General features: G+C 43.1%; 17 protein-coding genes. 14 read left to right on the forward strand and 3 right to left on the reverse strand.

Annotation, left to right across the window (positions count from 1 at the left end; genetic code table 11):
* The first annotated feature begins 178 nt into the window (after positions 1-178).
* On the forward strand, positions 179-2,284 hold the full coding sequence (locus KFT32_RS16800; protein WP_211748390.1) for a helix-turn-helix domain-containing protein: 2,106 nt from the start codon (positions 179-181) through the stop codon (positions 2,282-2,284).
* A gap of 83 nt (positions 2,285-2,367) precedes the next feature.
* On the opposite strand, the gene acnA is transcribed toward KFT32_RS16800, so the two are convergent.
* Entirely contained in the window at positions 2,368-5,094 is a 2,727-nt protein-coding gene (gene acnA, locus KFT32_RS16805) for an aconitate hydratase AcnA (RefSeq protein WP_211748391.1), read from the reverse strand.
* Between the two features lie 339 nt (positions 5,095-5,433).
* On the opposite strand from acnA, the gene KFT32_RS16810 reads away from it, so the two are divergent.
* From KFT32_RS16810 to KFT32_RS16855, 10 genes are all read left to right on the forward strand, one after another.
* Positions 5,434-6,441 carry an amidase domain-containing protein gene (locus KFT32_RS16810; protein WP_211748392.1) on the forward strand — a complete coding sequence of 336 codons (1,008 nt, stop codon included), beginning with the start codon at positions 5,434-5,436 and terminating at the stop codon, positions 6,439-6,441.
* Between the two features lie 130 nt (positions 6,442-6,571).
* Positions 6,572-7,666 (forward strand): D-alanine--D-alanine ligase, encoded by a 1,095-nt coding sequence (locus KFT32_RS16815; protein WP_211748393.1) that lies wholly within the window; start codon positions 6,572-6,574, stop codon positions 7,664-7,666.
* 78 nt (positions 7,667-7,744) lie between these two features.
* Positions 7,745-8,065, forward strand: a complete 321-nt coding sequence (locus KFT32_RS16820; RefSeq protein ID WP_211748394.1) for a hypothetical protein — start codon at positions 7,745-7,747, stop codon at positions 8,063-8,065.
* 88 nt (positions 8,066-8,153) lie between these two features.
* The gene (gene uvsE / locus KFT32_RS16825; RefSeq protein ID WP_211748395.1) at positions 8,154-9,155 is read left to right on the forward strand and encodes a UV DNA damage repair endonuclease UvsE; all 1,002 of its coding nucleotides are present in this window, start codon (positions 8,154-8,156) and stop codon (positions 9,153-9,155) included.
* 133 nt (positions 9,156-9,288) lie between these two features.
* Positions 9,289-10,161, forward strand: coding sequence for an inositol monophosphatase family protein (locus KFT32_RS16830; RefSeq protein WP_249435943.1), 873 nt, complete (start codon positions 9,289-9,291; stop codon positions 10,159-10,161).
* Positions 10,162-10,176: 15 nt separating this feature from the next.
* Positions 10,177-10,455 carry a hypothetical protein gene (locus KFT32_RS16835; RefSeq protein WP_349304920.1) on the forward strand — a complete coding sequence of 93 codons (279 nt, stop codon included), beginning with the start codon at positions 10,177-10,179 and terminating at the stop codon, positions 10,453-10,455.
* A 126-nt stretch (positions 10,456-10,581) separates the two neighbouring features.
* The gene (locus KFT32_RS16840; RefSeq protein WP_211748396.1) at positions 10,582-11,844 is read left to right on the forward strand and encodes an SGNH/GDSL hydrolase family protein; all 1,263 of its coding nucleotides are present in this window, start codon (positions 10,582-10,584) and stop codon (positions 11,842-11,844) included.
* Positions 11,845-12,206: 362 nt separating this feature from the next.
* A complete protein-coding gene (locus tag KFT32_RS16845) occupies positions 12,207-12,650 on the forward strand; it encodes a helix-turn-helix domain-containing protein (RefSeq protein WP_211748397.1) in 444 nt (147 codons plus the stop codon).
* 33 nt (positions 12,651-12,683) lie between these two features.
* Entirely contained in the window at positions 12,684-13,838 is a 1,155-nt protein-coding gene (locus KFT32_RS16850) for a rhamnogalacturonan acetylesterase (protein ID WP_211748398.1), read from the forward strand.
* 53 nt (positions 13,839-13,891) lie between these two features.
* Positions 13,892-14,275 carry a sensory rhodopsin transducer gene (locus KFT32_RS16855; protein ID WP_211748399.1) on the forward strand — a complete coding sequence of 128 codons (384 nt, stop codon included), beginning with the start codon at positions 13,892-13,894 and terminating at the stop codon, positions 14,273-14,275.
* 104 nt (positions 14,276-14,379) lie between these two features.
* Here KFT32_RS16855 and KFT32_RS16860 read toward each other — a convergent pair whose 3' ends face one another.
* Both KFT32_RS16860 and KFT32_RS16865 read right to left on the reverse strand, forming a co-directional pair.
* A complete protein-coding gene (locus tag KFT32_RS16860) occupies positions 14,380-15,696 on the reverse strand; it encodes a glutamate-1-semialdehyde 2,1-aminomutase (protein WP_249435939.1) in 1,317 nt (438 codons plus the stop codon).
* A gap of 137 nt (positions 15,697-15,833) precedes the next feature.
* Positions 15,834-16,850: an LCP family protein gene (locus KFT32_RS16865; protein WP_211748400.1), complete on the reverse strand. Its 1,017-nt coding sequence runs from the start codon at positions 16,848-16,850 to the stop codon at positions 15,834-15,836.
* Positions 16,851-17,044: 194 nt separating this feature from the next.
* On the opposite strand from KFT32_RS16865, the gene bcp reads away from it, so the two are divergent.
* The 3 genes from bcp to KFT32_RS16880 all read left to right on the forward strand — a co-directional run bounded on the left by bcp (position 17,045) and on the right by KFT32_RS16880 (position 20,389).
* Positions 17,045-17,509 (forward strand): thioredoxin-dependent thiol peroxidase, encoded by a 465-nt coding sequence (gene bcp, locus KFT32_RS16870; protein ID WP_211748401.1) that lies wholly within the window; start codon positions 17,045-17,047, stop codon positions 17,507-17,509.
* A 387-nt stretch (positions 17,510-17,896) separates the two neighbouring features.
* Positions 17,897-19,273, forward strand: a complete 1,377-nt coding sequence (locus tag KFT32_RS16875; RefSeq protein WP_249435940.1) for a polysaccharide deacetylase family protein — start codon at positions 17,897-17,899, stop codon at positions 19,271-19,273.
* Between the two features lie 291 nt (positions 19,274-19,564).
* Entirely contained in the window at positions 19,565-20,389 is an 825-nt protein-coding gene (locus KFT32_RS16880) for a TerC family protein (protein ID WP_211748402.1), read from the forward strand.
* Positions 20,390-20,420 lie beyond the last annotated feature (31 nt).

The raw sequence follows: 20,420 nt of genomic DNA on the forward strand, positions 1-20,420 counted from the left end.
CTCCCTGATTGTTTTGTAAAGTATAGTCACATTTTATAATGTTAATTAATAGAAGTCATTGTGATAATAGACAGAGTTCAAAGGGTTTTATTGTATTTTCATACAATTTCTTATTTATAGAGGGTGGATGCATATATCTATTTGTTATATAAACTGACATAAGAGGTGGATTATCATTTTGGAGAACTCCAGTGTTTCTATGTTACTAAAGCAGATGTATGGACGAGCAGCTGAATATGGAATTTGTTATATAGATGAAGCTGGAATGGATATCTATCTATGGAAGGGAACAAGTAGAGCGGAGGAATTGGTTTCGAGATACAGACAATGTCTGCAAGCAGATGATTTCGTATCCATTGAGGAAAATGGAAGAGGAGAGGGATATAGACGATTACCCGAGAGTCATCTTCATTATTTTTGTTTTTTTCTAGGGGAGCCGATTCAGCGGCAGATGTTGCTTCTTATAGAATCGGAGCAGTTCCTTGACCTTACGTTGGATCAAGAGGAAAAACTGCAGTTTCACCTAAGAGATGAACTTTTGCAGGAGATGGTAGAGAAACAGAAACTTGATCATTCACGCTGGCTGGAAGGGCTTGCGGCTATGACATCTTCACTAGATCTAACCCAATTACTGCTAAACATTATGCAAAATGCACTCATGGTCATTCCGTCTGCGGATTGTGGTTTTTTTATGATGTACGAAGAGGTGAAGGATAAGCTTGTTCCCAAAGCAAGTATCGGAATAGGGAAGCATATTTATGATTTTATTGTCGAGCGTAGCGAGGGGATTACGGGGAAAGTATTCAGCAGTGGAAAAGGCAAGATATATAACTCCAGTTCTGCCATGTTGGAGATGGATAATGTAACACCAGAAAATATGAGGAGTCTTGTGTCTGCCTTTGGTGGACGCGTACAAGCTGCTAAAGGTGTGATGGCGGTTCCTGTTACGATGAAAGGCAACAAGATTGGGGTGATGCTTGTCCATCAGCTGAACGAAGCTAAACTACCTTTTCAAAATCAAGATTTACAACAACTGCAAGGTTTTGCCGATCAGGCTGCTATTGCCATTACGAATGCTAAGCTATACTCAGAACTGCAAGAGACCAATCGCTACCTAGTAAAACGCAGTGAAATTCATAATGAATTTACGAAATTGTCCGTTCGCCAGGATTCTCTAGAGGTCATTATTACTACTGTGAGTGATATGATCGAAATGCCTGTTTATTTTTATGATCTAATCGTAAACCATGGATATCCCTCAATAAAGTATATACGAGATCTTGCATCTCTCGATTTGTTTCAGCGGCTTGAAAATATGATGTCTCCGATGACGATCGAAAGAATAAATTTAACTCCATGTTATTTGTATCCGGTCGTGAATGGGAAGGTACTTCTAGGCTCCTTTGTGGTTCCGCTAGAGAGGCCATTAGAACAGCTGGATCATGTTGTCTTGGAACAGGCTGGAGCTGTCGTTGCTCTTCAAATGATGAATACACACTCGGCAACGGAAATGTATTATAAACGAAGTTATGAGTTTTTTAATGAGCTGGTACAGTTTAAAGAACCGGAGCGAGTGGAGGCAAAACTGTTAGGTTATGGGTTATCTAAAGATGCGCTCTTATTTGTTAGTGTGATTCACTTACTTGGTGAGAATGGGGATTTAAAACAGCGTGAGATTTATTTGCGTAAGTTAATATCTGATCTGGAAAAAGAACTTGGGACTACAGAGAAACTTTTGTTTGGATCTCATGACAAGGTGACGATCCTAGCCTCTGCAAGGAGTGCGGCAGAACAGCAACATCTGATATCTAGAATGACCGTAGCAACCGAACGTTGGGCACGTTTCACTGGCAAAGATGTGAGTGGTGGAATTGGAGGGTTATATAGAGGGCTTACACGGGTATCTCAGAGCAACGAGGAAGCGGCAGACGCGCTTACCTTCTTACTGCGAAGAGGAGAGACGGGGCTAACAAGATATGAAGACATCGGAGTCAACCAGTTGTTTTTAAATCAAGAACCTGCAAAGATCAGAAGTTACATTGATGGGGTTTTTGCTCCGCTTCGTACATCCAAATTACAGCAGGGGGATGAACTCGAGATCACGCTAAAAGTATATATTTCCACAGGGCGCTCCGCTTCTATTGCTGCAGATAAGCTACATATTCATATCAACACCTTGTATCATCGATTGCGAAAAATTGAGGAGCTTCTGCGGATTGATCTCCATGATTCAGATGATTGGCTGAAAGTATCTCTCGCCTGTCATCTGAGTGAGTCATACTAACGGAAAAAGCTAGATGAAAATAGAAGCCGCATCTCATGCCGAAAGGCAAGAGGTGCGGCTTCTTCTATTTTATAGATGAGTGATTAGACAGTTTTACCGTCATTTTGCATCAACTGACGAAGAACCGTTTGCAGGATACCACCATTGTGGTAGTAATCTACATCCACCATACTATCAAGACGCGCAATCACTGGGAAATCAAATTGCGTTCCGTCTTCGCGAGTTGCGGTAACGGTCAGTTCTTGTCCCGGTGTAACTTCATTGCTGAGACCTACGATGTCAAACGTTTCACGACCGTTTAGACCCAAACTGGACCATCCGTAACCTTCTTTGAATTGAAGCGGAAGAACGCCCATACCCACAAGGTTACTGCGGTGAATACGTTCAAAGCTCTCAGCGATAACAGCTTTCACGCCAAGAAGGAGTGTACCTTTAGCTGCCCAGTCACGGGAGCTTCCTGTACCGTATTCTTTACCTGCAAGTACGATTAGGTTTCTGCCTTTATCTTGATATTTCATGGAAGCATCATAGATGGACATCACTTCATCGGTTGGAAGGTAAGTCGTTACTCCTCCTTCTGTTCCAGGTGCAACCTGGTTACGAATACGGATGTTAGCGAATGTACCGCGCATCATAACTTCATGGTTACCACGGCGGGAACCATACGAGTTGAAATCTTTGCGCTCAACGCCATGTTCTTTCAGGTACAATCCAGCTGGACTCGTTGGAGAGATATTACCTGCCGGGGAGATATGGTCCGTTGTTACGGAATCGCCCAGGAGTGCAAGAACACTTGCATCACGGATATTCTGAATGTCATTCAGTTCGTCACCGAGACCTTCAAAGAAAGGAGGGTTCTGAATGTAAGTGGAGTTTTCATCCCACTCATACAGTTCGCCTTCCGGAATTTCGATGGCATTCCAGCGTTCATTCGCTGTAAAGACATTTTCATATTTATTGCGGAACATATCTCTGTTCAATGAAACGTTAATTGCTTCTTGAATTTCCGCAGAAGAAGGCCAGATATCTTTCAGATATACAGGCTGATTGTTTGTGTCATAACCAATTGGATCGTTCTGAAGATCGATGTTCACTGTTCCAGCTAGTGCATAAGCAACAACCAGCGGTGGAGAAGCCAGGTAGTTTGCTTTTACTTGAGCGTGAACACGGCCTTCAAAGTTACGGTTACCGGAAAGAACAGCAGCTACAGTCAAGTCGTTATCTGTAATTGCTTCGCTGACTTCGTCTGGAAGTGGACCGGAGTTACCGATACAAGTTGCACAGCCATAGCCTGCAACGTTAAATCCGAGTTTCTCAAGCGGGTCGAGTAGACAAGCTTTGGTCAAATACTCGGTTACAACGAGAGAACCTGGAGTCAAGGAGCTTTTCACATAACCTGGTTTCGTAAGTCCGCGCTCCACTGCTTTTTTCGCAAGAAGTCCAGCACCAACCATTACGCTTGGATTGGACGTATTCGTGCAACTAGTAATTGCAGCGATTACGACGGCACCAGCAGCGAGTTCACTCTTAGAACCATCTGGATGAGATATAGATACTTTCTCAGCAATCTTCTCATCGCTAAGTCCATAACCACCTTTATCTACTGGTGTACGAACGATGGCTTCCCAGTTTTCCTTCATACGAGTTAGTTCAATACGATCTTGAGGACGTTTTGGTCCTGCAAGGCTCGGTACTACAGATGCAAGATCAAGTTCAATTGTATCTGTAAATGAAGGATCTTCTGTATGATTTGTACGGAACATACCTTGAGCTTTGTAGTAAGCTTCAACCAGCTCGATTTGCTCTTCTGGACGACCGGTATTGCGAAGGTAGTTCAGCGTTTCTGTATCAACTGGGAAGTATCCAACTGTTGCGCCATACTCAGGTGCCATGTTAGCTACCGTTGCACGGTCAGCAAGGCTGATGTTGGAAAGTCCTGGACCGTAGAACTCTACGAATTTACCAACTACACCTTTTTTACGAAGTATTTCCGTAACGGTAAGTGCAAGGTCTGTTGCTGTTGCGCCTTCAGTGAGGCTGCCAGTAAGTTTGAATCCGATAACTTCAGGGGTTACAAAATAAAGCGGTTGTCCGAGCATTCCAGCTTCTGCTTCAATACCACCAACACCCCAGCCGACTACGCCAAGACCATTGATCATCGTAGTGTGGGAGTCTGTACCTACAAGGGAGTCAGGGAATACAACGGTTTCGCCATCGATTACTTTCGTTGCCGCTACAGAAGCGAGATACTCAAGGTTAACTTGGTGAACAATCCCTGTGGAAGGGGGAACTGCACGGAAGTTATCAAATGCCGTTTGCGCCCAGCGCAAGAAGCGATAACGTTCTTCATTACGTTCAAATTCCACTTTAATATTGTAATCAAGTGCGTCCTTTGTTCCGAAAGCATCAACCATAACGGAGTGGTCAATAACGAGATCAACAGGAACCAATGGGTTGATTTTTTTCGGGTCGCCGCCTGCTTTTTTAACTGTATCACGCATAGCTGCGAGATCTACAACTACCGGTACGCCGGTGAAATCCTGCAAAACGATACGTGCAGGAATGAATGGAATTTCTTTGTTGTTATCTTTGCCTTCAGCCCAGCCCATAAGCTGGCTTACATGTTCTTCAGTAATTGCGCGTCCGTCAAACTGACGAACAGCTGCTTCAAGTAATACTTTAATGGAAAATGGAAGTTTAGAGATGTCACCAAGACCTTGATCTTGCAAAGACTTGAGACTGTAGTAACGGTACGTTTTGCCTCCGACTTCAAGCGAGCTTGCAGCAGAGAAATGGTTCTTTTGAGACATGCATGTACCTCCTAAATGATAGTATTCGGTTGAGTTCATTCACCGCAAGTTTCACTATGTGAAACGCAATTTCAAAAACGAACTTTTGAATTTAGTATACCGTTTTCAAACTTGTACGTAAAGGTTTTTTTCATGTCTGGAACGCCCAATTTAAGAGGGATAGAAGCCAGAATGAAGAGCTTGGCTTATAAAATAAACAGACTTTATGATCTGCTTATGAGCAATAATCTATTGGATCAGGGCCTGAACATACCCCAGGTTACTTTGTCATATAAATGAAAGAGAAGGTTGCTTTGAACGTTGATAGTTGCTTAGGCGAAAGAAAGGGGAGGAACAGGCGTGGAACGTGAATGGAAGCAAACGTTATACTCCTATGTTAATTACTACAATGCTAGTGAAATCAGCCATAAAATTCATAAATTAGTGAAACAGCAGGTGATTACGGACCAGGTGACGATTGAGGAGAGAGGGAGGCGGCAACTCTTGCTTGCACAGTGGTATCATGAGCGTGAGTCCTTCCCTGTTCGAAGTGAGACCGATGCAAAGCTGCTCAGGACGTTATCAAACGAGCCAGACAAAGTCGTTGTAGACGTACAACTGTATCGTCGTCTTTTCTACTCCAAGATGGGAATCACGCACAGGGAAGATCGGATTGAAAAGGAGCGGCTTACTTTTTCCAAACAACAGGGCGGCTGGGTCGTTTCTAGTATTGTTCATGATGTCCCTGAGCGGAGGCCAATCGTTTTAGGGGATGGTCCTGGCGGTGAGGGCGAATCTTACGTTAATAAGCCGCTTCTAAACAGAGAATTACTATATCCAGGCAGTCCAACAAGACCTTCTAGGTATCGCAGAGAGGATGCGGTAGCCTACGCAGATCAATGGTGGAATTCCGGTAATCCTGAGTTCGAGGAATTTGATGTGAATTGTACCAATTATATCTCCCAGTGCCTCTTTGCAGGGGGAGCGCCGATCAACTATACTGGTAGGAGAGAATCAGGCTGGTGGTATAGAGGTTACGTGGGTGGAAGGGAACTATGGAGCTATAGTTGGGCTGTTTCCCATAGTTTGGAAGGGTATTTGGCTCACGGTCGTTCTGGTCTTACAGCAACCCTTGTTGACAGTCCAGATCAGCTTCAGCTGGGTGATGTCATTTTCTATGACTGGGACGGTGATGGCAGATACCAGCACAGTACCATTGTGACTGGTTTTGATGTGGGAGGAATGCCTCTCGTGAATGCAAATACAGTCAGCAGTCGGCATCGCTATTGGGATTACAAAGATTCTTATGCTTGGACAGACGCGACCAGATACCGTTTTTTCCATATCGCGGACACTTTAGGAACGTAGAACGTAACGATCATCATACTTGATGAATATACTGCTGGCATATATACGGTGGGCCTTGGCGGATGCAATATCATCTTAAGAATATTTAACTTCTCCAAGACCTGGCCGCTTAAGAAACCGGAGGTTAGGCATGGTACAGAATAAAATGACCGTAGGTATCGTATACGGTGGTAAATCAGGGGAACATGAAGTATCCCTCCAGACAGCTTTTGCTGTTACAAGTGCGTTTGATTTTAATAAATATGAGCTCGTTCCTTTTTATATTTCGAAGCAGGGGACTTGGGCAAAAGGGGACATACTTACAGCTCCGCCCGCAAGCGTTGATGAACTGAAACTTAGCGGTAATCCTGAGGATACTCGCGATGCATTGAATTCCCTGTTCAGCCGTTTATACGGCGGTGAAAGTGAAATTGACGTCATGTTTCCACTCTTGCATGGCACTTACGGAGAAGATGGTACGATCCAAGGGCTGTTTGAAATGGCAGATATGCCTTATGTAGGTGCAGGCGTGTTGCCTTCAGCAGCGGGCATGGATAAAGTAACGATGAAGAAACTTTTTGCGATTGCCGGCCTTGATCAATGTGAATATGCGTACTTTAACCATGTTCAGTGGAAACGTTCAAGTGATGAACTGATTGTCGGCATGGAAGGTCAGCTTGGTTATCCGATGTTCGTGAAACCAGCGAACCTTGGCTCAAGTGTTGGAATTTCCAAGGCACGTAATCGGGAAGAGTTAATTGAAGCAGTTGATTATGCACTTCGCTATGATATCAAAGTCATCGTTGAAGAGTTCGTTGATGCAAGAGAAGTGGAAGTCAGCGTGCTCGGAAATGAAGAAGCCATTGCTTCTGTTCCTGGCGAGATCGTGTCTTCCAGTGATTATTATGATTATGCAGCGAAATATACAGATGGACAATCCGAAATGCTGATTCCAGCTCCGCTGGATGAAGAGAAGGTAGATCAGGTTCGCGAAGCAGCACTCAGTGCTTTCCGTGCTATTGAAGGCAATGGGATTACTCGTGCAGACTTCTTCGTTCGCCGTTCGGATGGAAAGATTCTTATTAATGAAGTGAATACAATGCCAGGGTTTACCCCGTTCAGCATGTATCCCCTTTTGTGGCGGGAAACAGGCGTATCCTACAAGGCACTCCTTGATCGCATGATCGATCTTGCTTTAGAGCGCTATGAACTGAAGCATGCTCTGCAATACGAAAATAATAAGTAAGAAATAAGCAGGAAGGGGAGTGAATCACTCTCCCTTTTTGCTATAACTACAAATACATATTATATAGGAGGAATCACGATGGGATTTCAGACTGAATTTAATTCGGTATGCAAGTTTAAAAGTGAGCAGGAGTTGTACGAGCTCCTTGAATACGGACGAGGCAAAATGGTCAAACAAGGATTTCGTGTTTTTCCAACGGGTCAAAAAGTAATTGCCTACACTCCAGATAACGTGGCGGTTGCGATTGTGAAAATTGTGGGCTGCATTGCCGAAATTAATTTTCAGAATCAAGAGGTTACGGAGGTTGAAATGATTCTTGAACGCAAACTGACAGAAGAAGAGTCACGTATTCAGACTCAACTTGCGGATGAAATGTTTTTTGGGGAGCAAACGAAGTAGTAGAAGCTTATTCTACAGGTTTTTAACCGGTCCCTTACGGGTATAATCTGTACTATTAGGGTTACCTTGAAGGGAAGAATAGATCACTATGATAGTACGCTTCGGTTATGTGGCCATGTCCGTTATGGTGAGCAATGCCTCGCCTTCCAAAACCATGACAATGGCCAGTTTCAATAAAATTGGAGACAGGGAAGCAGCCATTCGTAAATTAGAACGTATTGCTGCCGAAAATCTACATAATACGCTTCGGCTGCTTAGACACAATTTGGCCAGTCAGATCAAGGTGTACCGTTTCTCATCGAAACTGATTCCACTGGCAACACATGGGGATTTACAGGATTGGAACCCCTTTGAAGTGCTCACCCCTTCTTTTGAGGAGGTAGGTGATTTTGTGAAAAAAAATAAGATGCGAGTTTCTTTTCACCCGGATCATTTTACCGTGCTCAGTACGCCTCGCGAAGATGTCCTAGCAAGTTCCATCCGGGATCTGCAGCACCACAAGGCGATGCTGGATGCGATGGGACTAGATGCTACTGCGAAGAATAATATACACATCGGGGGAGCTTACGGTGACAAAGAACGCTCAGCCGAACGTTTTATTGAAAATTTTGATACACTTACTCCGGATATCCAGAATCGAATTACATTAGAGAATGATGATAAGACTTTCAATGCCTTGGAGACACTCGCTGTCTGTAAGAAAACAGGTCTTCCTATGGTTTTAGATATTCATCATCAATGGGTAAATAATGAAGGAGAGAAGCCTTGGGAGCTGTGGAAAGAGATTTTGGATACCTGGAAAACTCCTTTCGCTCAGGCGGATGCCCCTGTGACAGTACCTCTTGCTCCTAAAGTGCATATTTCCAGTCCGAAAAATGAAAAAGACATTCGCAGTCATGCCGATGGTGTCGAACTGGAACCGCTGCTTACTTTTTTACGGGAGATTGCCACGGATACGCCTGCCTTAGATGTCATGATTGAAGCCAAACGTAAGGATGAAGCGTTGTTTGGGCTCATGGACGCCTTCAAAACATTCTCTGGTGAAGGTATAGAAATACTGGACGGCGCTTCGATTCGCTTACATCCCTGAACTTGATATCGCACAAATTTGTGAATTTGGGCGATTTATAGGTAACGGATGTGGCTGTGAAACGTTACTATTATAGTAAGTTGAATCTCTATAATGATGTTCTTTTAGATATGAGGAAAGTAGTGTGATAGTTTTGAATGAGAATCAGAAGATTCCGTATGTAGTTTCAAGTAAGAGTTATACCGCAGTTGCCATTAATGCTGCTGCTAAAGCAGGTGAATGGATTAAGAGCCGTGTTGGTTCCAACCTAAAAATGTCGACAAAATATTCTTCACAGGATCTTGTTACCGAAGTCGATAAAGGTGCAGAACAAATGATCCGCAGACTCATTATGACCCATTTTCCGGATCATGCAATTCTCGGTGAAGAGGGAGTAGAGCCAGGACCGGAGGCTTCAAGCCTCGCGATACAGGCTGTGCAGGATGAAGAATTTTTATGGATTGTAGACCCGGTAGATGGTACAACGAACTTTGTTCACGGTTTTCCGTTTTTCTCTGTATCGATTGCACTCGCACATCACGGCGAAGTGATTGTTGGAGTTATTTATGACCCAATTCGAGACGAACTGTTTGTAGCTGAAAAAGGAAAAGGGGCATATGTGCATGGAAACCGTATGCAAGTCTCGGGAGAAGAGCATCTTTCCGATGGACTTGTGGCAGTTGGTTTTCCACCAGATCCAAGCTTTGCCCTCCCTGTGAATATGGCGGCAGTGCAGGCGTTGGCACCAAAAGTGCGTAATTTACGAGCAGGAGGATCTGCTGCCCTTCATCTTGCATATGTTGCCTCTGGCAGACTGAGTGCTTATACCGAAATTGGCCTGAACCCATGGGATATCGCAGCAGGTGCTCTGCTCGTTCAGGAGTCCGGCGGTATGGTTACGAACACAATAGGGCATCCTTATGATTTGTCCGTCCGTCATGTGACAGCTAGTAACGGAACGCTGCATAATGAACTGATTACTGTGCTGAAAGAAGCGAAAGCTACAGGCATCGCAGGGGACGAATGAAGGAGGTTTGTTGATGTGAAAGATTCACATGAACTAGAGAAGAAGCTGAGCGATATGCTCACAGAAGGCGAACCCGATTACGGGGATCGTGAGAAAAGGGAAAGGGAGCAAGTTTCTCCTAAATACGAAATTCGAATTCAGACCGAGTTTGATCCCATCTTAGAAGAGACACTTAAATTTCGTAGTATGGCAAAAGAAGTAGACGATCGTTATGATGCCTATATGGAAAAAGCGAGTCGTTCTTCCTCTGAGAATCTGCTAGAGAAAAACACGAATTCCGAGAAAAAAGAATAGAAATCTATAATCTAAAATGAAAAGAAGTTCTCTCAGGTGTTGAGGGAACTTCTTTTTTATTTGTATCAGTGATCACCTCCTGAGTGGTAAAATAAGGAATTATGTAAGGGAGGCGACAAATGATCTATGTTGAAGTGGGCAAAAGTTAGCAAGGTGTTAAGAAAAAGTTCGGTATCTCTTATTGCCATTATGCTTATCCTAGGAACAGGGCAGGTAGGAGCAGGGGCACAGGGTGTAACGAAAGAGTTCCGTATGGTAACTTTGGGAGACTCGATTACGGTTGGATATGAACCAGGTATGGAGGATTTGAAGACGAATCCTTATGGTTATGTAGAAAGACTTGAGGAACAAGCGTTGCTGCATGGTCGTACGAAAGTCAATAATTACGGAATCGCTGGGCTGAAGACATCCGGACTTAATCAGTTTGCGGATGCCATTCGTAAGGGAGAAAAAATATCTTCTGAGGCAATTCAACCAGAATTGCCCGATCCAAGAGTTGAAGATATTACGGATCAGATGAAGCAAATTCAGACAGAGGTTGCGGCAGCGGATGTCATTGCCATTACGATTGGAGGAAATGATGTTTCAGAATTACTCGTGACGGGAAACAGTTTAACTAACGAACAGCTGAGCGAGAAAGTGCAGGAACTGCTGACCCGTTATTCGGAACAGGTAACCTCTTCTGTGAACCATCTTCATTCCTTAAATAAGGATGCTTTGTTTGTTATAGCTGATCAGTATCAGCCGTTGCCTAAAGTGGGAAATGAAGCTCTCTATAACAAACTGATGGAAGCAACTTCTTTATTTACCGAAACCGTAGATAGGGTTGCTACTCAGCTGAATGAACAAGGAGTGAAGGTGAAAGTAGCTCATGTTGCGAAGGAGTTTGTCGGTGGAGAAGGAACGATGACACATATGATCAGTGATCGTGACTTTCATCCGAATCAATACGGTTATGAAGCAATTGCGGAGGTATTCTCCAAAGTCATCTGGGGGAATTATGTGAAGTTACAGGTTCCTGATGCGGAAGAGCCTATGAATATCATTGTGAGCGGCAAGCTGCTTACCACTCCTAACAAGCCTGTACTAAAGAAAAATCAGAATTACATTGCGATACAAGATATAGTAGATGCCATTTCAGCGAAATCTGTGTGGAACAACAATGCAAAATCGACGGTGATCACATACGGCGATCAAGCAGTAGAGATCAAAATGGGAGCGAAGACCGCACTTGTGAACGGGCAAACAATCCAAGTAACTACCCCTGCGTTCTTACAGAAAGTTGGCAAGGAATCCAAAACCTATGTTCCACTTGCACTTGTTGCGGAGGGGCTTGGTTTTGATGTGCAGTACCAATCCAAACTAAAAACGGTCTTTATTAATCCATAAATGATAGGGGGGAACCCCAAAATAAAAAAAAGGTGATCCCTAGGGATTGTCTTTTTTTATTTTAATCAAATCTAAACTGTACAACATACAGGAATTGGGTTTATAATCAAAATAAAGAAATTTAAAGGTAAACACAGATTTAAATGTTGTAAGTTGTTATTTTTCCAAATTTCAATTCATAAATATGGAGGAGGTAACGGGGTATCTTTTTCTGCCTACAATTTAAAACGCTTACAATTATATTTTAGGTAGATGTTAAATGATTGACTATATCCATCTTTGATGAGTTTTTCTCAAGGAAGACAGCAGAGAGTGTTTTTCGTACACAATGTACTGTTCCTTAAAAGGAGGGGTTTTTGTACATGAACGATTTACTGCGAATGGAACATAAGAGTCAGGGTTCACCCTATTCATTTTTAGATCCTTCTTCCCTCATTTCAAAAGACAAAAACTTGGAGGCGGTCAGCAGACAATCTGTGATCGTATATCAATTGCTTGAACTTGTTCATCGTCATTATGCAGATTCAGATATTTCGCTAAGTACAATTGCAAGACAAAGGCTATATATGAACCCTGATTATCTCGGAAAAGTATTCAAACGAATTACGGGAATGGGTTTCTCACAGTATTTGAATCAATATCGGATACAGCAGGCATGTAGCTATATGCGGCAGAAGGATCAGGATGCCAAAATTTTTGAACTTGCAGAATGGTTCGGCTTTGGAGGGAATCCACAGTATTTCAGTCAGGTCTTCAAAAAGTGGACCGGGGTTACCCCCTCTGATTTTCGAAGCAGAGCGAGGTAAGGGAAGGAAGAAGAAAGGAGATGAGCTCACTTCATGAATCATTACAAATTTGATTTTGGTCCTGGAATTGTTGCAGAAGGTTATACGAAGGTTCTTCCTGATACACTCTATAGTGCAGAAACCGGCTACGGATTTGAATCCATACATAGTGTTTATGGGAGAGATCGATCACACGAACGGATTGAATCTATCGTTTCTTCATCAAAGGTTTCTTCTGTCAGGACACAACTTCAGGATCGTTTTTGCATCCCACTAAATGCGGTTTTTGTGCTTGATGTTCCCCAAGGTACCTACCGTGTCCATGCACTGATGGGTGATGAAAATACGGAATCCAGAACGAGTATTAGGGCGGGTGAAGGAAGATTGATGTTACCGCCTGTTCATACACACCCTGGACAATGGATCGAGGAACAGTTCAGTGTTGTGGTGCGTGAAGGTGAATCGTTAAAACTTTCTTTCTCAGGTGCAGCTCCTAGAATTAATGCTCTGGAAATTATGGAAGCAGGTTCGACACTGACGGTTTACATTGCAGGAGACTCCACTGTGTGCGATCAGCCTACTTCAGGGTATCCGTATGCTGGATGGGGACAGATGCTTCCGGCTTTTTTCAAACATGATGTTGCTGTAGATAATCATGCCTATTCGGGACGAAGTACGAAAAGTTTTATTGAAGAGGGCAGGCTAGATGCCATTCTAAGTAGAGTCAAATCGGGTGATTTTTTATTTATTCAGTTCGGTCATAATGACGAGAAATCAGATGCGCTCAGGGGAACGAAGGCTTTTACAACCTATCAAGAATACCTGAGCAAATACATTCATGCTGCCAGAGAACGTGAGGTCCACCCAGTGCTCATCACTCCCGTTCATCGCAGATACTTTCAAGAAGATGGCTCTCTGATGGATACTCATGGGGATTATATCGTCGCGATGAAGGAACTTGCAGATCAGGAAAAAGTACCTCTGATCGATTTGGCTGCCCAAAGCAAAATTCTGTTTGAAGAGGCAGGAGTCGAAGGCAGTAAACTTGATTTTTTATGGGCCTGGCCTGGGGAGTATGTCCATTTTCCTGCTGGAGTGGAAGACAATACGCACTTTTCTCAGCGCGGTGCAAGAAGAATGGCCAAGATTGTTGCTACATCTATTTCAGAGCTTGCGATCCATCCGCTTTCCATGTTTTTACGTTCATGAATAACGCCTAAGGATAGAAACAAGTACCTAGGATAGTAGGAAGGGGATACTAGATGAGTGCACAAATAGCAGAAGGGGCCAAAGGTAACACGGTATGGGTGATTCCCGATGGGTATATTCCGCCAAAGAGTAGCGGAGTGCTTGAGAGTCACGAAAGCATCTGTGTCTTAAATACAGGAAGTCAGGATGCGCATCTCCGTATTGCCGTTTTTTTTGAAGATCGGGATCCGCTAGAGAAGATCGAGGTTATCGTATCTGCAAGGCGCACCTATCATATAAGGACGGCGGGCCTGAAGGTAAATGGGGAGTTCATCCCACCAGGTGTACCTTATGCTCTTATGGTGGAAAGTGATACTCCCGTCATTGTCCAATACAGCAGGCTGGATACAACCCAGCCGGAACTTGCGCTGATGAGTGTGATGGCTTACCCCGTCTAGTTTGAACCGCCATTCTGGTTTAGGAAGGTATTCAATATAAATATATATGAAAAAAAGGACAGCTGTTAGGTATAAAACCTGAGGCTGTCCTTTTGGCATTGAATTTATTTTTCTTTAGCCATAGCTTCAAATGATGCATTTGCTGCTTCAATCGTTTCATCAATATCAGCATCCGTATGTTTGGTCGTAAGGAACCAAGCTTCATATTTGGAAGGAGCGAGGTGGATTCCTCGGTTCAGCATATGACGGAAGAAGGAAGCAAAAGCTTCACCATCGGTATCTTGAGCTTCTTCATAGTCAGTCACTGGATGATCGCAGAAATGAGTCGAGAACGAGCCGCGAATACGGTTAATTGTAAGCGGAATCCCGTGCCGATCTGCTGCAGCTTGTATTCCCTCTGTCAGCTTAATCGTGAGACGTTCCATCTCTTCATATACACCAGGCTGAGCAAGTACTTCAAGACAAGCGATTCCGGCCGAAATGGAAGCTGGATTCCCAGCCATTGTTCCTGCTTGATACGCAGGTCCGAGCGGAGCTACCTGCTCCATAACTTCTTTTGATCCGCCATAGGCACCGATAGGTAGACCGCCGCCAATGATTTTACCAAGTGCTGTAAGGTCGGGTTTAATTAAATCATGGTTTTCAAGCCCTGCATAGGTTTGCGTCGAGCCGTAATGGAAACGGAATGCGGTAATTACCTCATCGTAAATAACGAGTGCTCCGTGATCATGTGCCAGCTTGCAAAGTCCTTCAAGGAAACCCGGTTTTGGCATGACCATTCCGAAATTCCCAACGATCGGTTCTACCATAACGGCAGCTACATCATGACCCCATTTTTGCAGTGCTTCTTCGAGGCCACCAAGATCGTTATAAGGAACGGTAATAACTTCTTGTGCAATACTTGCAGGAATTCCAGCGCTATCTGGTATGCCCAGAGTAGAAGGGCCGGAGCCAGCAGCGACGAGCACAAGGTCAGAATGACCGTGGTAGTTTCCAGCAAACTTAATAATTTTATTACGTTTCGTATAAGCACGCGCTACGCGAATTGTCGTCATTACTGCTTCCGTTCCTGAATTCACAAAACGAACCTTGTCCATGGAAGGAATCGCTTCTTTTAGCATTTTCGCTAATTTGATTTCAAGCTCGGTAGGCGTTCCAAAAAGCGTACCGTTGGATGCTGCTTCTGTAATTGCTTTTGTAATGTGAGGGTGTGCATGACCAGTAATGATAGGTCCGTATGCAGCGAGGTAATCAATATATTTGTTATCATCTACATCGTAAAAATAAGCACCTTCTCCGCGCTTCATGAAGACGGGGGCTCCGCCGCCAACGGCTTTGAACGAACGGGAAGGACTATTAACGCCTCCTACGATGTGTTCAAGTGCTTCTGCATAATGCTGTTCAGACTTGGAACGATTCATTTGTATTCATCCTTTCTTTGAAACAAGTTATGACCTATGGTATATACAATGTAAAAGGGCAGCTTTACGCTGCCCTAACAAGTTCTTGTCTATTATAACATTTCCTTTTTCTGAAACCATAGCTCTAAAAGGTATCTTTATTGTTCTTCTCCACTTGCAGATTTATCGATGGTGGATTTGTTATCCTGTTCCGGTTCCTGCGGGTTTAGGATTTCTTGAATATACGATTTGAGCTCATCCTCATCTCCAACGGTAAGGACAGCTGCACCACCAATTCGCTCCTCGACGAGAAGTTCCATAGGCGGGACCTGCTCACTTGCCTGCATACTGCTCTGATAGCCCACAGATGCTAATTTCCACATATCATTAAGCGTTAGATTTGTATCAATGTATGGATTAACTTCACTAAGAATGGATGGTAGTTTTGCTATAGAAGTTGTTGTCTGCATTTTATCTGCGATCGATTTAAGCAGCTCGCGCTGACGTTCTGTTCGGGAAAAATCAGACATAGCGTCATGTCGGAAACGAACATACATCAATGCTTTTTGACCGTCGAGATGTTGCATGCCTTTTTTTAGATCAATGTCATACTCATGGTTATCAGCCTTGCTCACATAGCTCATATCTTTTTCTACTTCAAAATCAACGCCCCCAACGGCGTCAACGAGTTCAATGAAACCTTGAAAATCGGTGTATATATAATACTGGATCGGAATTCCTAGCAGGTCACCCGCCGCCTGCATAGCTACATTCGGGCCATGGGTAATCGCTGTATTAATTCGGTCTCTTCCGTATCCGGGGATTTCTGTATATGTATCACGTAGGAGGGAGAAGAGTGATATTTTTTTGCTGACTGGGTCAAGTGAGGCAACGAGCATCGTGTCGGATCTAGGCACTTCACCATCTGAAAGACCTCTGGCATCTACACCCATAAGCAAAATGTTAACAGGCTCCTTGCCTTCCCATTTTGGCGGATCGGGGGTAATTTCCTGATCGACTTTCTCTACATTATAGAAGGGGGAATCTTCTCCTTCTTTGTTCAAATCTTGCAGTTCGTTCACAACAGAAGTAAAATAATAAACTGCGAGTAATGCGGCAGTAACTGCGATTACTGCTAGAACCGTCCATACAGTTCGTTTAGTCTTCCTGGTCATTTAACGTTCTTCCTTTCCATAATAAGGAATAAAACCGGTTGTGTAACGGGCCGTTTGACTGCCTGCTCAGAAGTGTTGTGGTATAATTTTGAATTAATTAACACAATTTTCATACGACATTTCTACATTATAATTTTTTTTACGGATACAATCAATTGATAAGAGTTTTGTATCTTTCAAAGGAGACATGCATCATGAATATACAAATAGGTTCAAAAGCGCCAGATTTTGTCTTACATGCGACCGGAGGGGAAGAGATAAAACTGTCTGATTTCCGCGGGAAACGCGTTGTATTATATTTCTATCCAAAGGATATGACGTCCAGTTGTACGGCTGAAGCTTGCCAATTCCGGGATGAACATGCCACTTTCGAAGATTTGAATACAGTAATACTAGGAGTAAGTACAGATTCATTGAAACAACACGAGAAGTTTATAGCGAAGTATGAATTGCCTTTTCTCCTGTTATCGGATGAAGAGCATAAGGTTGCTGAATTGTATGATGTGTGGCAACTAAAAAAAATGTACGGTAGAGAATACATGGGTATTGTGCGTTCGACATTTGTTATTGATGAAGAAGGCATATTGGTTAAAGAATGGAGGAAAGTGAAAGTCAAAGGTCACATAGAAGAAGCGCTGGAATATATCAAACAAATGTAAGAAAGCAACCATAGTTGAGATTTCCTATATTGCCTATATAGAACAAACCAAACCGACTCTTACAGAGGCGGTTTTTTTAATTTCCTTATTTATTCTTCAACCCGCAGACGAAGGTCTGAAACGTAAGGGAGATAAAAAAGATTGCTGATTCCTATTCCTAATAGTGTGGATAATGTCTTAATCAGTATGTATGTACAAGACCTCTATCAAATAGGGGAACTCAGCATCAAATACGGGAATCTAAACGTACTTCTGTGAACCTATAAATCTCTTTTTAAATTTAGAGGATACAGTAGTCTTTTTTACTAGTCGCCCTCATAGATTAATTGTGTGAATCTCAAATTCTATGAAGAAGATTTCATATAAAAGTGATGGGGGCGAAAAGAAATGAAAAGGTTAGCAAAACAAAACAAATGGCAGAATTTTAGTTATAAATTAATGGCTGGGCTGGTCATTCTTTTACTATTTGCGCTTACGGGAAACGTTGTCCCTTCAAACGTTGTGAATTCGGAGGCAGTGAATATTCAGGAAGCAGTTAATTCGGCGAGCGTAGAAACTGCATCACTAGCTGTACATACCGTGTTAAATAGAACGATGACTCATTCGAAGCAAGAAAAAAATGACCAATCTCAAGAAGTACGTACCTCTTACAATACTAATAAAAATAATGAAGGTCCTCTTGGATCAAAACAGGGATTGGGTGCAGCTTCAACTTCAACAGAAAAATCAAAGCGTAACAAAGTATTTTTAACTTTTGATGATGGCCCTGGCAAACATACAGTAGAAGTGCTGGATATTCTCGACAAATATGATGTACCAGCCACATTTTTTGTGCTCGGTCAGCAAGTAGAAATATACCCGGAATTAATTAATCGTATGTATGAAAATGGTTATGTTATTGGAAATCATACTTATGATCACGAATATGATGAGTTATATGGCTCTTTCCCAGATTTCTGGAATCAGATCAAACAAACAGAGGAAGCAGTGAGACGGATCACGGGGGAAAGACCACAACTCGTTCGAGCACCTGGAGGAACATCAGGTCATTTTGATTCCACTTATTTCGATTTAATGGAGCAAGCGGGTTACACCGTTACGGATTGGAATGTGGACAGTGGTGATTCACTGAGGAAAGGTGTTCCCGCCAAAGAAATTATTAAAAACGCAACCAAGGTAACTGCCAGTGGGGATCTGGTTGTGCTAATGCATGATGGAGGAAACCATGCAGAGACGGTCAAAGCTTTGCCAGCGATAATAGAGTATTATCAAGCACAGCAGTATGAGTTTGCAAGCCTTGATCCTGCTGAGAAACCGGTCCAGTTCAAAGTTAAGTCTCAAGGTTCTACCGATAAGAAGATTCAGCCAAGCAAAGAATGGATAAATAATCATATCGCTCCTAATCGCGCTTTATTTGGTGCTGGGCCTTCGCTTGTCATTGAAGCAGGTAAACTTGTGACTAAACTTGCGCCTGGTGAATATCAGGAAAAGCAAGATCAGCTTCTTGTTCCGCTTAGAGTTATTGTGGAGAGATATGGAGGTACAGTGAAGTGGAACGGTGCAGATCGGATCGCTACCGCAACATGGGCTGGAAATGAGATTAAAGTGAATCCAGACAAACAGTTACTTGCCGGGGAAGAAGGGCGAGTAGAGATGAAGTCTGGTGCCATATGGGTCTCTTTGAGAGATCTGCTTTCAGCCGCAAATTATACGGTGAAATCCATCGAGCGTAATCAAGGTGAACTAATCGTAAAGGCTAGTTGAATCATATTTATCCCATTGAAATAGTTCTTGACTTCAAGCTTTGATTTTTATATGTTTATTACACGGTTTAGCTGATCATCATATCAGTTAAGCAGGAACGTGAATAAAGGGGAGTAGCTGTTACAGCAAAGTCGTCAGTTCGGGAGAAAATCCCCGGCTTTGTTGGCAACCATTCGTTGTTAGCGAGACCTTTACCACACTCTGTGGTAGAGGTCTCTTTTTTGATGGAGACCTTTGCCAAGCCGGCAAAGGTCTTTTTGTTTTTATTAAATTATTTTAGGAGGATGCTTTATGGATTTATTTTTAGAGTATGGATGGGTACTACTGGTACTCATTGTACTAGAAGGACTACTTGCTGCAGATAATGCACTAGTCCTTGCAATCATGGTTAAACATCTGCCTGAAGAAAAACGTAAAAAAGCATTGTTTTACGGTTTGCTTGGCGCATTTATCTTCCGTCTGGGATCACTGTTCCTTATCTCTTTCTTGGTCGATGTTTGGCAGGTACAGGCGCTGGGAGCGATCTACCTCCTATACATCTCCATCAACCACACAGTCAAGCACTTCCTCAAAGGAAGAAAGCAGACAGACGAGGCAAAAGCAAAACCAGAGAAACCAAAGAAACAATCCGGTTTTTGGATGACGGTTTTCAAAGTAGAAGTTGCGGATATTGCCTTCGCAGTCGATTCGATTCTGGCTGCGGTAGCTTTGGCCGTAGCGTTGCCGCCTAGTGGACTTCCAGACATTGGTGGACTGGACGGAGGACAATTTATTGTCATCTTCCTTGGCGGTTTTATCGGACTGATCATTATGCGTTTTGCAGCAAGCTTTTTCGTTAAATTGTTGCAACAGCGTCCAGGTCTTGAAGTAGCTGCCTTCCTAATTGTAGGTTGGGTAGGGGTTAAGCTTGCAGTAATCACTTTGGCACACCCTGATGTAGCTGTAATTGATTCTCACTTCCCGCATAATGCCATCTGGAAGGGATCATTCTATTTTGTTCTAGTGGCTATTGCTGCACTTGGATGGTTCCTGTCTTCTAAGCAAGAAATTTCGGATGATGAAAATGCAATCAAAGAAGTCGAAGAGCAACAACCGGCGAAAGATACATCTAAATAATCTAAAATGCATTTTTTACAAAAAAGGTCTG

This window comes from Paenibacillus sp. Marseille-Q4541 (assembly GCF_018310695.1).
GTDB lineage: Bacteria > Bacillota > Bacilli > Paenibacillales > Paenibacillaceae > Paenibacillus.